The organism is Pseudomonas sp. Tun-23181 (genome assembly GCF_057415455.1).
The window spans coordinates 2,399,817-2,414,445 of sequence record NZ_CM171630.1; the positions used below are offsets into that span (position 1 = coordinate 2,399,817).

The window sequence follows — 14,629 nt, forward strand, 5'->3', positions numbered from 1 at the left end:
CTCAGAAGTCGACACTGGCGGAGAGTTTCAGGGTTCGCGGCTCGCTCACCGTGGCGTAGCCAGGGTTGAACACCCCGGCCCAATAGGCGCGGTTCTCGACGTTTTCCAGGCTGGCACGCAGGGTCACGTCCTTGCTCAACACCTTGGTGGCATAGCGTGCGCCCAGGTCATAGCGAGTCCACTGGGGGATCTTCAGCGTGTTCTCGTCGTCCAGGTACTGGGAACTGCTGTGGATGCCCAGGGCGGTCAGGGTCAGGCCCTCTACCCACGGCAGGTCCCACTCGGCGCCAAGGTTGGCCGACCACTGCGGCACGCCACGGGCGGTATTGCCGTCGAGCTGGCCGTTGGCGGTCTTGGTCAGCCTGGCACGGGTATAGGTCACGCCACCGAGCAGACGTACGCCGGGCACGACCTCGCCGAACATGTTCCATTCCACGCCGCGGTTGCGCTGCTCGCCATCGTCGGTGTAGCGGTACTCGTCGGCCCCGCCGTCCTTGATCATGCTCGGCTTCTCGATCTGGAACACCGCCAGGGTATGACTGAAATCGCCCAGGTCCCACTTCACGCCGGTTTCCATCTGCCTGGCCACGTACGGTGCGAACTGCTCGCCATAGTTGGCCGCCTTGAGGTCAGTGACCATGCCGCCCTGGGTCAGCCCTTCGATGTAGTTGGCATACAGCGATAACGGCGCATCCCAGGGCTTGACCACGATCCCCAGGGCCGGGGTCAGCTTGCGCTCGTCGTAGGCGGGGTTGCTCATTTTCTGGCGTACCCGCTGGGCCCGTACCCCCAGGGTCAGCAGCACGCGGTCATCGACGAAACCCAGGGTGTCGGCCAGGGCGAAGCTGGACAAGGTGTTGTCGCCGGTCTTGTCGCTGCTGCCATGGTCGCCGGCGATCACCGCCTTGCCCGGGTGGTAGATGCTGGTGGTGTACTTCGGCCCGGTGACGGTCGGCGCACGGCCGATGTCCTGGTGCAGCAGGGTGGCACTGAGCACCAGTTGGTGGCTCACGTCACCGGTCATGAAGTTGCCGCGCAGGCCAGCCTCGGTGGACAGGCTGTGGGTGTAGCCGGCCTGGTTGTAGGTTTCGCCAGTGGCCGTGCCGTCGGCCTTGGTGACGATGACCCGGGTACCGTTGAGAAAGCCGTCGTAGCGGGTCCGCGCGCCACCGACGCTGGCGAAGGCGGTCCAGTGCTCGTCCAGCTCATATTCACCGTGCAGCACCACGGCTTTACTGATCTGCTTGGCATGGATGCCTTCGAGGATGTTGGTGTCGGGCTTGGGGGCCTTGGTCACCTGGCCCAGCTTGCTGAAGCCGGCCATCATCGGGCTGCCGTTGTCGAGTTTCTCATGGGTCTCGTAGGCATCGAGCTCGAGCTTGAAGTCGTCGCCCCGATAATCGAGCGCCAGGGACGCGAGGGTGCGATCCTTGGATTGCTGGTCCACACCGGTGTCGCCGCTACCGTAGACGCCGTTGAAGCGGATGCCGAAGCGACCGTCGGCGAAGCGCCGGCTCAGGTCGATGTGCTCGGCGACGAAACCATCGGACACGTAGCTGGTGGTCAGGCGCGTCAGCGGCGCATCGCCAGCGCGCTTGGGCACCAGGTTGATCACGCCGCCCACACCGCCATTGGGCGCCATGCCGGAAAGCAGTGCCCCCGGCCCCTTGAGCACCTCGACCCGCTCGAGGAACTCGGTCGGCACATGGCCATCCGGCGCCAGGCCGTACAGGCCGTTCACCGCAAGCTCAGTGGAGTCCAGGGAGTAACCGCGGATCATGAAGTTCTCGTAGGCATGGCCTTCGCCAGTGCTGAAGCGGATCGACGGATCGTTGCGCAACACCGCGCCGACCGTGCCGCTCTGCTGGTTCTCGATGGCCTGCGCGGTATACGCGGTGATGTTGAACGGCGTGTCCATGATGTCGCGGTTGCCCAACAGGCCAACCCGCGCACCGCGGGCGACCTGGCCGCCGCTGTAGGCGTCGGGCAGGTCACTGGCGAAGCCGCTGGCGTTGACCGTGGTCGCCCCGAGGGTCAGGGCGCCCGCCTCGCTGCTGCTGCGCAGGATCACCACACCGTTTTCCTCGACCGCCACCAGGTCACTGCCCTGCAGCAACTGCTGCAAGGCTTGCAACACCGTGTAGCGCCCCCGCAGGGCCGGTGCGCTGCGGCCGGCGAGCACACGGCTGTCGGCCGCGATGGCCACACCTGACTCATGGGCCAGGGCATGCACGGTGGCCTCCAGGGACTGGCTTGGCAGGTCCAGCGCCAGCGGCTGGCTGTCGGCCAGCGCGACGGCGGGCGCCAGGCCCGCGCCACCCAAGGCGCAGGCCAGGGCCAAACGGCGCAGGGTGCCGGGGAAGCGGGTGGGGTAAAGCGACATGATCGGTCCTTGCAGAAGGTGGATTCACCTGTGATGACGCAGCACCTTCGCGTTACCCCTCAAAAAATCTGCCGGCCTGTTTCAACGTCGCTGCACCAGGCGTCGACCGCCCTCCTCCACCAGGCGTACCGGGAGGATCCGTGGCAGTGCTTCGAGCAGCACCTCGGGTCGGTCGCTGGGGAAGCTACCGGTCAGGCGCAACCCTGCCGCGCCAGGATCGACCCGGAGCGGCTGCGCCAGGTAGGCATTGAGTTCGCCGATGACATCCGCCAGCGCCTGGTCGGTGAACGACCACCAGCCGCGCTGCCAGTGGCCCAGCTCGGGGCCGAAGCGACCGCCGGAGCGCAGCGGACCCAGCCGGCCCTGCTCGTCCAGGCAGAGACGCTCACCGGCCACCAGAATCTGCTCGCCGCCTTGCAGGTCGCGCACCTGGACCCGCCCCCGGGCAACTGCCACCTGCACCCGACCGCCACGGTCGCTGACGCTGAAGGCGGTGCCGAGCACCTCTACCCAGCCCAGGCGGGTGCTGACCAGAAACGGCCGCCACATCTCGTGGGCGACGTCGAAGAACACATTGCCGTGCAACAACAGCACCTGGCGCTGGCCATGGTCGAAGCGCACCCGCAGGTTGGTCTCGGCAGCCGCCAGCAACTGGCTGCCGTCAGGCAGCGCGACGGCGCGCGGCGCTTCGGCGTGGGCGGTCTGCAGGTCGTGCTGGAAGGGTGAGGTACGCTTGAACATCCACCCCAGCCAGCCACCGGCCGCCAGCACCACGGCCAGGGCACTCCCCTGGCGCAGCAAGCGCCGACGGGCCGGGTCGTAGGGCTGCGGCTGCACCGCCCCCCGCAGCTGTGGTGCCAGGCGATGAACCATCTGCCAGCGCTGTTCGGCCTCCTGCCAGGCGCGTTCGTGCTCGTCGCTCCTGCCGCGCCAGCGCTGCACCTGGCCACCGACCTGGCGCACCCGCTCCGGGTCATCGCCGTGCAAGGCCGCCAGATACATCAGCGCCTGCTGCACCTTGCGCGGTGACACCGACTCAACCATGACGCACGGCCAGGCGCAGTTCGGACAGGTCGAACACCGCGCGGGCAATATGCAGCTCCACCGACTTGGCCGACAGGCCCAGCGCCTGGCACACCTCGCGGTGGCTCTGCCCATGCAGACGCACACGGACGAAGACTTCGCGGCGCAGGCGCGGCATGCGCTCGATGCGGGCGATCAGCTGCTGCAACTGCTCGCGGGCGATCATGATCTCCTCGACACTGGGGCTGAGCGCATCGGCGCGGGCCAACCAGTCCTCCAGCGCTGCCAGTTCGGTGCTGCGCCGGCGGTACTGGTCGATGCACAGGTTGCGCGCGGCCTGGAACAACAGCGCGCGGGCATTGATCACCGGCGCATTGAGGGCATGGGCGTAGGCCTGGGCGAAGCTGGACTGGGCGATGTCGGCGGCATCGTCAGGGTTGCGCAGGCGGGCGCACAGGTAGCGGCGCAGGTCGCTGTAGTGGGCGAGCAGGTCGTCGACGACCGCCTGGAAGGCCGGCGCGGCGCCGGCCCAGGGCGTGGTGAAGGATGTCATTGCGCGTAGGAGTGGGCAGGGTCGTTAATAGGAATTCCTATCATTCTCACACATGTCTTCCAGCCGTCGCCAGCCTATCGGTCTTGTGCGCCACTTCAGTGGCCAGCCACGCGAGATCCACGACATGCTAAAGTCGCCACGTTCTTCGCCCTACCCAACGGACCTGCGATGCCTGCTCTCGACGCCCACCTGCCCGCCTGGGCGGACCTGAACGACCGCCACCCCTGCGATGCCCTGCTGCTGGGCAACGGCGCCAGCCGCGCACTGTGGAAGCCGTTCGGCTACTTCTCGCTGTTCGAGGAGGCGCAGCGGGTCCGGCACAAGGCGCTGGGGGTCAGCGACCAGGCCTTGTTCAAGGCCCTCGGCACGGAGCTGTTCGAGCCGGTGCTCAGCACCCTGAACACCACGGTGCGGGCCAACGCCGCGCTGGCCATCAACTCCACCGCCCCGCTCAACCGCTACTACTCGATCAAGGAAGCGCTGATCCACGCCATGCGCGTCGTGCACCTGCCCTGGGCGCAGGTGTCAGGCGCCATCCTGGCGACGATCAACCAGGCCCTGCGCGGCTATCGCAACGTCTATACCAGCAACTACGACCTGCTGCTGCCCTGGGCCGTAGGGCAGGCGCCGGAGGGCTTCGCCACGCTGTTCGACGAGCAGGGTTTCTTCGACGTGCGCCGTACCGCCACCGAAGGCACCCGCATCGTTCACCTGCACGGCGGCCTGCACCTGCTCAAGCTGCCCGACGGCAGCACCCGCCAACGCAGCGCCGAAGGCGGCGAACTGCTCGATGGCTTTGCCGTGAACATTCCTGGCGAGGTGCCGCTGTTCGTCAACGAGAGCCGCAGCGAGGAAAAACTGCGCGCCATCCGCGCGTCGGACTATCTGTCCTGGGGGTTGGGCCAACTGGCCGGCGAAAACCAGGGCCTGTGCCTGTTCGGCCAGCACCTGGACGCCAGCGACCAGCACCTGCTCGACGCCATCCGCCAGGCCCGGCCGAAACACCTGTCGATTGCCATCCGGCCGTTGAGCGAGGCGTCGGTGATCAACCAGAAACAGCATTTCGCTCAACGCTTCGCTGATACGCCGCAGATCGCACTGCATTTCTTCGATGCCAGCAGCCATCCGCTGGGTAACCCCGCGTTGGCGATCGCGGTGCCTGCCGAGCATGCCCGGCGCCGATGAGCAGACCGGGGGCAAAACTGCCCTGTCAGAGCACGGGACGGCTGGTGCTGCGTTGACAAACCAAGCTGGCGACACGTGTCAGATCCGCAGCAGCTCCTGACGTCACATGCTCGGGTGGGAATGGCCCTACATGACCTCAGGACCATTCCCTAGAGCAGGGCTTTACGAAGCGTGGCAGCGCAGAAGCTTCAAGCCGGAATCAACCCATCAGCCCGCAGCAATGTCTCCAGGCAATGCTCCTTGACGCCATAGAACGCCTTGAGCTGGCCGATCTTCTCGAGCAGCGCGGTGTTGTCCGCCGCCTGCCGGCGCTTCACCGCGAGGATCATCTTGTTCTTGTTGGTGTGCTCCAACGAGATGAACTCGAACACCTTGGTCTCGTAGCCACAGGCCTCCAGGTACAGCGCGCGCAGGCTGTCGGTGAGCATCTCGGCCTGCTGCCCCAGGTGCAGGCCGTACTGCAGCATCGGCTGGAGCAGGCCGGGGCTGTGCAACTGCGGGCGGATCTGCTTGTGGCAGCAGGGCGAGCACATGATGATCGCGGCCTTGCAGCGGATACCGGTATGGATGGCGTAGTCGGTGGCGATGTCGCAGGCATGCAGGGCGATCATCACCTCGATGGCCTCGGGCACCACGCTGCGCACGTCGCCGCACTGGAACTCCAGCCCTGGATGCTGCAGGCGCGCGGCGGCGGCGTTGCACAGGTCGACCATGTCCTGGCGCAGCTCGACACCGGTGACCTGGGCGTCACGCGCCAGGCTGTTACGCAGGTAGTCATGCATGGCGAAGGTCAGGTAGCCCTTGCCCGAACCGAAGTCGGCCACCCGCAGCGGCTGGCCTGCCGCCAGTGGCGCGCTGGCCAGGGCATGGTCGAAGACCTCGATGAACTTGTTGATCTGCTTCCACTTGCGCGACATGGACGGGATCAACGCGCCCTGGGCATCGGTCACGCCCAGGTCACGCAGGAACGGCCGCGACAACGCCAGGTAGCGCTTCTTCTCCCGGTCGTGCCCGGCCGCCGGCTGCGCTTCGCGCGGGGGTTGCGTGCCATGGTGCAGGAGCTGCGGCTTGCCCTTCTTGCTGAAGCCCAGTTGCACCTCACCCTCGCGGGTGAACAGGTGGGCATTGCGAAAGCTCTGCGGCAGCAGTTCGGCGACCAGCGCCTTGGCCTGCTCCAGCGGCAGGTTGCGGGTGATGTCGCGGGTCTGGTGGCGATAGACCAGCGACAGGCAGGGCTGGCCCTTGACCACCACAGGCTTGGCGATGATCCGCTGCAGGGTCGGGTCGTCACCGACATGGCGGGCCAGCACCAGCCTGGCCAGGGTGCCGTCGTCCAGGGCGTCGGCCAGCAGGCTCAGGAACTGGGCACGCGCATCCGGCGCGGTGGGAGCGGAAGGGTTGGCGGACATGGGAAATGGGTGCCTCGGTATGCGGGGAGCGCAACGCGCAATGGCGGGCATTCTACGTCGATGCCCGGCCAGCGCGAAGGTTTTCTCGATGGAAGCCCTCCTGCTCCCACAGGGGAGAAGCGGTTCAGTCGAGGATCACCAGGCGGTTGGGCAGTTCGTTGCACGCATGGGTCGGCGGCACATGCTCGCTGAGCAGCTCGCCACAGGCCTCGATGCACTCGACGAAGCCCTGCAGGGTCTGGCCCTGACGCACCTGCTCGGTGAAGCGCGCCACGATGTCGGCCCGGGCCTGCTCCGGCAGGTGCCGGGCGATGCCTTCGTCGACGAGGATCTCCACGTGGTGCTCGGCCTCGCTGACGAAGATCAGCACCCCGGTGGCACCGGCGGTGCGTTGCAGGTTCAGTTCGAGGAACTGCTGGCGCGCCAGCCCCGAGGCGCGCCGATGGCGCAGCACGCGCGGCACCAGGAGGCTGGCCAGGCGCGGGTTGCGCAGCAGCAGGCACAGGGCGATGAACAGCAGCACCTGGGCCACCAGCAGGCCGCGGATACCGGGCCAGCCCAGGGCCACATGCAGCAGGCCGGGCAATGCCAGGGCCAGCAGCGCGGCCCAGAGCAACGGCAAGTAGGCGTAGTCGTCGGCGCGACGCGCCAGCACCGTCACCAGTTCCGCGTCGGTGCGCCGTTCGGCCCGGGCGATGGCCTCGGCGATCAGCCGCTGCTCGTATTCGTTGAGGTCAGTCATGCCTTCGGTCTCTCGATCGTTCTTATAGTTGTCCCGGCATCCAGCCGGCGGGAGTGTATCTCATGACGCGCGCCATATAAGGCATAATCCGCCGCCGCACTGGATCATGCAGGGCCGATCGGCTAAAACAAGCCCGGCGAACTGTACAACTTCGATAGCCGCCTGAAAAACTCCGACCGCACGCATCCCCCGGATACGGCACAGGCCACGACAACGGAACCCATGATGAAACTGTCTTTGCTGGGCCTGGCCATGGGCCTTGCCAGTCAGGCGGCCCTGGCCGCCACCGCCGCACCGCCCCTGCAAAACAAGCAGGCCTTCATCGACCACTTGATCCAGCAAATGACCGTCGAGGAGAAGATCGGCCAGTTGCGCCTGATCAGCATCGGCCCGGAAATGCCCCGCGAAAAGATCCGCGAGGAAATCGCCGCCGGTCGCATCGGTGGCACCTTCAACTCGCTCACCGCCCCGGAGAACCGGCCGATGCAGGATGCCGCCATGCGCAGCCGCCTGAAGATTCCGATGTTCTTCGCCTACGACACGATCCACGGTGAACGTACCCTCTTCCCGATTGGCCTGGGCCTGGCCGCGACCTGGGACATGCATGCCATCGCCAAGGTCGGCCGCACCGCAGCCATCGAAGCCGCCGCCGACGCCTTGGACATGACCTTCGCGCCCATGGTCGATATCGCCCGCGACCCGCGCTGGGGCCGCACCAGCGAAGGCTTCGGCGAGGACACCTACCTCACCTCGCGGATCGCCAAGGTGATGGTCGAGTCGTTCCAGGGCAAGAGCCCGGCCAATCCCGACAGCGTCATGACCATCGTCAAGCATTTCGCCCTGTATGGCGCGGTGGAGGGTGGGCGCGACTACAACACGGTCGATATGAGCCTGCCGAAGATGTACAACGACTACCTGCCGCCCTACCGCGCCGCGCTCGACGCGGGTGCCGGTGGCGTGATGGTCGCGCTCAACTCGATCAACGGCGTGCCCGCCACCGCCAATACCTGGCTGATGAACGACCTGCTGCGCAAGGAATGGGGCTTCAAGGGCGTGACCATCAGCGACCATGGCGCGATCCAGGAGCTGATCCGCCATGGTGTCGCCCAGGATGGCCGCGAGGCGGCGAAGCTGGCGATCAAGGCCGGCATCGACATGAGCATGAACGATACCCTCTATGGCGAAGAACTGCCGGGCCTGCTCGAGTCAGGTGAAGTGACCCAGGCCGAGCTGGACCAGGCCGTGCGTGAAGTCCTCGGCGCCAAGTACGACATGGGCCTGTTCAAGGACCCGTACCTGCGCATTGGCAAGGCCGAGAACGACCTCAAGGACTACTACAGCGACGACCGCCTGCACCGCGACACCGCGCGCGACGTGGCACGACGCAGCCTGGTGCTGCTGGAGAACCGCAACCAGACCCTGCCACTGAAGAAGACCGGCACCATCGCCCTGGTCGGCCCGCTGGCCGACGCGCCGATCGACATGATGGGCAGTTGGGCCGCCGCTGGCCGCCCGGAACACTCGGTCACCGTGCGCGAAGGCCTGCGTCGCGCCCTGGGCGACAAGGCGACCCTGCTCTACGCCAAAGGCTCCAACGTCACCGGCGACAAGGCAATCGTCGATTACCTGAACTTCCTCAACTTCGATGCTCCGGAGATCGTCGACGACCCGCGCCCGGCCGCGGTACTGATCGACGAAGCGGTCAAGGCGGCACGGCAGTCCGACGTGGTGGTGGCCGTGGTTGGCGAGTCACGCGGCATGTCCCACGAGTCGTCGAGCCGCACCAGCCTGCAGATCCCTGCCGTACAGCGTGAGCTGATCAAGGCCCTCAAGACCACCGGCAAGCCACTGGTGCTGGTGCTGATGAATGGCCGGCCGCTGTCGATCGCGTGGGAGCGCGAACAGGCCGATGCCATCCTCGAGACCTGGTTCAGCGGCACCGAGGGCGGCAATGCCATCGCCGACGTTCTGTTCGGCGACTACAACCCGTCCGGCAAGCTGGCGATCACCTTCCCGCGCTCGGTCGGGCAGATCCCGATGCACTACAACCACCTGCGTATCGGCCGCCCCTACACGCCGGGCAAGCCGGGCAACTACACCTCGCAGTACTTCGAGGAGCCCAATGGGCCGCTGTACCCGTTCGGCTATGGCCTGAGCTACAGCACCTTCGAGTTGTCGAACCTGACGCTCTCGCACAAGACACTCGAGCGCGGCGCCAGCCTGCAAGCCAAGGTCACGGTGAAGAACACCGGCAAGCGCGACGGCGAGACCGTGGTGCAGCTGTACCTGCAGGATGTCACTGCGTCCATGAGCCGCCCGGTCAAGGAGCTGAAGAACTTCCAGAAGCTGATGCTCAAGGCAGGCGAGTCGCGGACCTTGACCTTCCGCATCGGCGAGCAGGACCTTAGGTTCTACAATAGCCAACTGCAACGGGTCGCCGAGCCCGGGCAGTTCAATGTCCAGGTCGGCCTGGACTCCCAGGCGGTGCAGCAACAGAGCTTCGAGCTGCTGTAGGTCGGTCTGCTCGGCCTCTTCGCAGGCACGCCCGCGAAGGGGTCGACACTGGCCCCCAGAACACACACCCGCACAGGCCAAGGATCCGCCTCATGCTTTTTTCTTTTCGAGCCCTGCGCCTGACCCTGATCGTCCTGCTGATCCTCCTCGGTACCGCGCTCAGCGCCGGCTGGGCCATGCACCAGGCCAAGCGCCAGGCGATGGAGACCGACGCCCGTCGGGCCAGCCAGCAGTTGACCCTGTACGCCAACTCCCTGCATACGCTGATCGAGCGCTACCGCGCCCTGCCCGCCGTGCTGGCCCTGGACCCGGAATTGATCGACGCCCTGCGCGGCCCACTCACCGAACAGCGCCAGGACGCCCTGAACCGCAAGCTCGAACGCATCAACGGCGCCGCCAACTCCTCCACCCTGGAACTGCTCGACCGCACCGGCCTGGCCGTGGCCGCCAGCAACTGGCGCCTGCCGACCAGCTACGTCGGCTCCAACTACGGCTTTCGCCCCTACTTCAAGCAGACCCGCAGCCAGGGCAGCGGCAGTTTCTACGCCGTCGGCGTGACCAGTGGCGTGCCGGGGTACTTCCTGTCCAGCGCGGTGCACGACGAACAGGGGCGCTTCCTCGGCGCCATGGTGGTCAAGCTGGAGTTTCCCGAGCTGGAGCGCGAATGGCGCCAGGGCAGCGACATCCTGCTGGTCAGCGACGCCCGCGGCATCATCTTCATCGCCAACCAGGACGGCTGGCGCTACCGCGAACTGCTGCCGATCTCCAGCGCCGATCGTGCCGAGCTGGCCGCGACCCGCCAGTACGACAAGCAGCCACTGGTGCCGCTGCAGCACCAGGTGCTGACCCGCTTCGGCGACAACAGCCACCTCACCCGCGTGCAAGGCCCCGAGGGCACCGGAGAATACCTGTGGGAGAGCCTGCCGCTGGAAACCGAGGGCTGGACCTTGCACCTGCTGCGCAAGCCGCAGGTCAGCAAGGATGGCCGCAACGCCGCCCTGGCCGCCGCCGCGGTATGGCTGAGCCTGGTGTTCGCCGCCCTGTTCGCCAGCCAGCGCCTGCGCCTGGCTCGCCTGCGCCAGCGCAGCCGCGACGAGCTCAAGCGTCTGGTCGAGGAACGCACCCGCGAACTGCGCACCGCCCAGGAAGGGTTGGTGCAGTCGGCCAAGCTGGCGGCCCTGGGGCAGATGTCGGCGGCACTGGCCCATGAGATCAACCAGCCGCTGACCACCCAACGCATGCAACTGGAAACCCTGCGCCTGCTGCTCGACCACGGCCGCCACGAAGAGGCACGCCAGGCCCTGGAGCCGCTGGAGCAGATGCTCACGCGCATGGCCGCGCTGACCGGCCACCTCAAGACCTTCGCCCGCAACAGTCCCGGCGGCCTGCGCGAGCGCCTGGACCTGGCCACCGTGGTCGACCAGGCCCTGCACCTGCTGGAGGCGCGTATCCGCGGCGAAGGCGTCGAAGTGGCCCTGTACCTGGCACGCCCGGCCTGGGTACGCGGCGATGCCATCCGCCTCGAGCAGGTGCTGATCAACCTGTTGCGCAACGCCCTCGATGCCATGGCCGACAAGCGCTACAAACGCCTGGAGATCCGTATCGAGGCCGATGACGGCCACTGGCGCCTGAGCGTGCTCGACTCCGGTGGCGGCATCCCCGAGGCCGACCTGGCCAAGGTCTTCGACCCCTTCTTCACCACCAAGCCGGTGGGCGAAGGGCTCGGCCTGGGCCTGGCGATCTCCTACGGCATCGTCCACGAGGCCGGCGGCCAACTGCAGGCCGAGAACCTGCCCGGCGGCGCCCGCCTGAGCCTTACCCTGCCACGTGACCTGGAGCCTGTATGTTGAATTCGGTGATCGTCGTCGACGATGAAGCCAGTATCCGCACCGCGGTGGAACAGTGGCTGAGCCTGTCGGGCTTCAGCGTGCAACTGTTCGCCCGTGCCGAGGATTGCCTGGCGCAATTGCCGCCCCACTACCCCGGGGTGATCGTCAGCGACGTGCGCATGCCGGGCATGGATGGCCTGCAACTGCTCGAGCGGCTGCAGGGCCAGGACCCCGACCTGCCGGTGATCCTGCTCACCGGCCACGGCGACGTGCCCATGGCGGTGGAGGCCATGCGCAGCGGCGCCTATGACTTCCTGGAAAAACCCTTCACGCCGCAGACCCTGCTCGGCAGCCTGCGCCGGGCCCTGGAAAAACGCCAACTGGTGCTGGAGAACCGCCGCCTGCACCAGCAGGCCGACCTCAAGGCACGCCTGGAAAGCACCCTGCTGGGCATGTCCCAGGGCCTGCAGCAATTGCGCCGGCAGGTCCTGGACCTGGCGAACCTGCCGGTCAACGTGCTGATCCGTGGCGAGACCGGCAGCGGCAAGGAGCGTGTCGCCCGCTGCCTGCACGACTTCGGGCCACGCGCCGACAAACCCTTCGTCGCCCTCAACTGTGCGGCGATCCCCGAGTCGCTGTTCGAGGCCGAGCTGTTCGGTCATGAGAGCGGCGCCTTCACCGGCGCCCAGGGCAAGCGCATCGGCAAGCTGGAATACGCCAATGGCGGCACGGTGTTCCTCGACGAGATCGAGAGCATGCCCCTGGCCCAACAGGCCAAGCTGCTGCGCGTGATCCAAGAGCAGAAACTCGAGCGCCTGGGGGCCAACCAGAGCATCAGCGTAGACCTGCGGATCATCGCCGCGACCAAGCCCGACCTGCTCGAAGAAGCCCGTGCCGGACGCTTCCGCGAAGACCTGGCCTACCGCCTGAATGTCGCCGAACTGCGCCTGGCACCCTTGCGCGAGCGGCGCGAGGACATCCCGTTGCTGTTCGAGCACTTCGCCCGCGCGGCCGCCGAGCGCCTGGGCCGCGCTGCACCACCGCTGGCCGGTGCGCAACTGGCGCAGCTGCTGGCCCACGACTGGCCGGGCAACGTGCGCGAACTGGCCAATGCCGCCGAACGCCACGCCCTGGGCCTGGACTCGCCGGGCCTGGAAGCAACCAGCGCGAGCCATTCCCTCGCCGAACAGATGGAAGCGTTCGAGGCCCAGTGCCTGCGTGCTGCACTGCGCCAGCACAAGGGCGAGATCAAGGCGGTCATGGAAACCCTGCAACTGCCACGGCGCACGCTGAACGAGAAGATGCAGCGGCACGGGTTGGTACGCGAGGATTTCCTCGAGCGCGAATGAGCGGATTCTTGCTCGCTCGCGCTTTTCGATAAGCGGAAATCCGCTCATTCAGCCGCTTTCGTAGGGGCGGCGTTGCAGCCCATCGCGGGCAACCCCGCCCCCCGTGAGGGGGTGCCGTATACCTCAAGAAGTGCGGTTTACAGGGCTTGCGTGGGGGCTGACCGGCCCACGACAGGGCACGCGGCGCCCTCATTTGGATCACCCTGCATCCATTTGGCACACCTTCTGCACTTGTCCCGGCAAGCCGCGCCACGGCGCGCTCCACAAAAACAACGAGAAGGTATCCCTGATGGATAACGCCACCACCCTGCCCGCCGGGGCGGCCCTCGCGCCCGCCGCGGAAAAAACCACCTCCAGCCGTCTCAAGTCGATCTTCAGCGGATCCATCGGCAACATGGTCGAATGGTACGACTGGTACGTCTACGCCGCATTCTCGCTGTACTTCGCCAAGGCCTTCTTCCCGGCTGGCGACACCACCGCCCAACTGCTCAATACCGCCGCGATCTTCGCCGTGGGCTTCCTCATGCGCCCGATCGGTGGCTGGCTGATGGGCCTGTACGCCGACCGCAAGGGCCGCAAGGCCGCGCTGATGGCCTCGGTACTGCTGATGTGCGCAGGCTCCTTGATCATCGCCCTGACCCCGGGCTACGAAAGCATCGGCGTCGCCGCGCCGGTCCTGCTGGTGCTGGCGCGCCTGATGCAGGGCCTATCGGTGGGCGGTGAATACGGCACCTCGGCGACCTACCTCAGCGAGATGGCCACCAAGGACCGCCGTGGCTTCTTCTCCAGCTTCCAGTACGTGACCCTGATCTCCGGCCAGCTCATCGCCCTGGCGGTGCTGATCATCCTGCAACAGACGCTCACCACCGAGCAGTTGTACGCCTGGGGCTGGCGCGTGCCCTTCGTGATCGGCGCGCTGTGCGCGGTGGTCGCCCTGTACCTGCGCCGTGGCATGGAAGAAACCGCCTCCTTCACCAAGAAGGAGAAGGCCAAGGAAAGCCTGATGCGCACCCTGCTGCGCCATCCCAAGGAGCTGATGACCGTGGTCGGCCTGACCATGGGCGGCACCCTGGCGTTCTACACCTACACCACCTACATGCAGAAGTACCTGGTCAACACCGTGGGCATGAGCATCAGCGACTCGACCACCATCTCGGCGGCCACGCTGTTCCTGTTCATGTGCCTGCAACCGGTGATCGGCAGCCTCTCCGACAAGATCGGCCGCCGCCCGATCCTGATCGCCTTCGGCGTGCTCGGTACCCTGTTCACCGTGCCGATCCTCAGCACCCTGCACACCGTGCAGACCTGGTGGGGCGCCTTCTTCCTGATCATGGCGGCGCTGATCATCGTCAGCGGCTACACCTCGATCAACGCGGTGGTCAAGGCCGAGCTGTTCCCCACCGAGATCCGCGCCCTGGGCGTGGGCCTGCCCTACGCCCTGACCGTGTCGATCTTCGGCGGCACCGCCGAGTACGTGGCCCTGTGGTTCAAGAGCGCAGGCATGGAAACCGGCTTCTACTGGTACGTCACCGGCTGCATCGCTTGCTCGCTGCTGGTGTATGCCACCATGAAGGACACCCGCAAGCACTCGCGGATCACCACTGACTGATCCTGCTTGCAAGCCTGCAAAAGGGGCGCTCCG

The 14,629-nt window shown here is 66.7% G+C and carries 10 protein-coding genes; 5 read left to right on the top strand and 5 right to left on the bottom strand.

Annotated elements, in window-relative coordinates:
- Position 1: 1 nt before the first annotated feature.
- From ACDI39_RS11500 to ACDI39_RS11510, 3 genes are all read right to left on the bottom strand, one after another.
- Positions 2-2,383, bottom strand: a complete 2,382-nt coding sequence (locus tag ACDI39_RS11500) for a TonB-dependent receptor (RefSeq protein ID WP_253091133.1) — start codon at positions 2,381-2,383, stop codon at positions 2-4.
- Positions 2,384-2,464: 81 nt separating this feature from the next.
- Entirely contained in the window at positions 2,465-3,427 is a 963-nt protein-coding gene (locus ACDI39_RS11505; protein WP_225788060.1) for a FecR family protein, read from the bottom strand.
- Entirely contained in the window at positions 3,420-3,959 is a 540-nt protein-coding gene (locus ACDI39_RS11510; RefSeq protein ID WP_225788059.1) for an RNA polymerase sigma factor, read from the bottom strand. The genes ACDI39_RS11505 and ACDI39_RS11510 overlap by 8 nt, the downstream gene beginning before the upstream one ends.
- Before the next feature lie 168 nt (positions 3,960-4,127).
- On the opposite strand from ACDI39_RS11510, the gene ACDI39_RS11515 reads away from it, so the two are divergent.
- Complete coding sequence (locus ACDI39_RS11515) at positions 4,128-5,144, top strand: DUF4917 family protein (protein ID WP_486538698.1); 1,017 nt, start codon at positions 4,128-4,130, stop codon at positions 5,142-5,144.
- Positions 5,145-5,332: 188 nt separating this feature from the next.
- Here ACDI39_RS11515 and ACDI39_RS11520 read toward each other — a convergent pair whose 3' ends face one another.
- Positions 5,333-6,553: a class I SAM-dependent methyltransferase gene (locus ACDI39_RS11520; RefSeq protein ID WP_225788057.1), complete on the bottom strand. Its 1,221-nt coding sequence runs from the start codon at positions 6,551-6,553 to the stop codon at positions 5,333-5,335.
- A 124-nt stretch (positions 6,554-6,677) separates the two neighbouring features.
- Complete coding sequence (locus ACDI39_RS11525; RefSeq protein WP_225788056.1) at positions 6,678-7,295, bottom strand: TPM domain-containing protein; 618 nt, start codon at positions 7,293-7,295, stop codon at positions 6,678-6,680.
- A gap of 222 nt (positions 7,296-7,517) precedes the next feature.
- Here ACDI39_RS11525 and bglX point away from each other — a divergent pair, with 222 nt between their 5' ends.
- The 4 genes from bglX (at position 7,518) to ACDI39_RS11545 (ending at position 14,596) form a co-directional block, all read left to right on the top strand.
- A complete protein-coding gene (gene bglX, locus ACDI39_RS11530) occupies positions 7,518-9,809 on the top strand; it encodes a beta-glucosidase BglX (RefSeq protein ID WP_486538701.1) in 2,292 nt (763 codons plus the stop codon).
- Positions 9,810-9,901: 92 nt separating this feature from the next.
- Positions 9,902-11,659, top strand: a complete 1,758-nt coding sequence (locus ACDI39_RS11535) for a sensor histidine kinase (protein WP_225788054.1) — start codon at positions 9,902-9,904, stop codon at positions 11,657-11,659.
- Positions 11,653-12,987, top strand: coding sequence for a sigma-54-dependent transcriptional regulator (locus ACDI39_RS11540; RefSeq protein WP_486538703.1), 1,335 nt, complete (start codon positions 11,653-11,655; stop codon positions 12,985-12,987). The genes ACDI39_RS11535 and ACDI39_RS11540 overlap by 7 nt, the downstream gene beginning before the upstream one ends.
- Before the next feature lie 289 nt (positions 12,988-13,276).
- Positions 13,277-14,596: an MFS transporter gene (locus ACDI39_RS11545; RefSeq protein WP_225788052.1), complete on the top strand. Its 1,320-nt coding sequence runs from the start codon at positions 13,277-13,279 to the stop codon at positions 14,594-14,596.
- Positions 14,597-14,629: the final 33 nt, after the last annotated feature.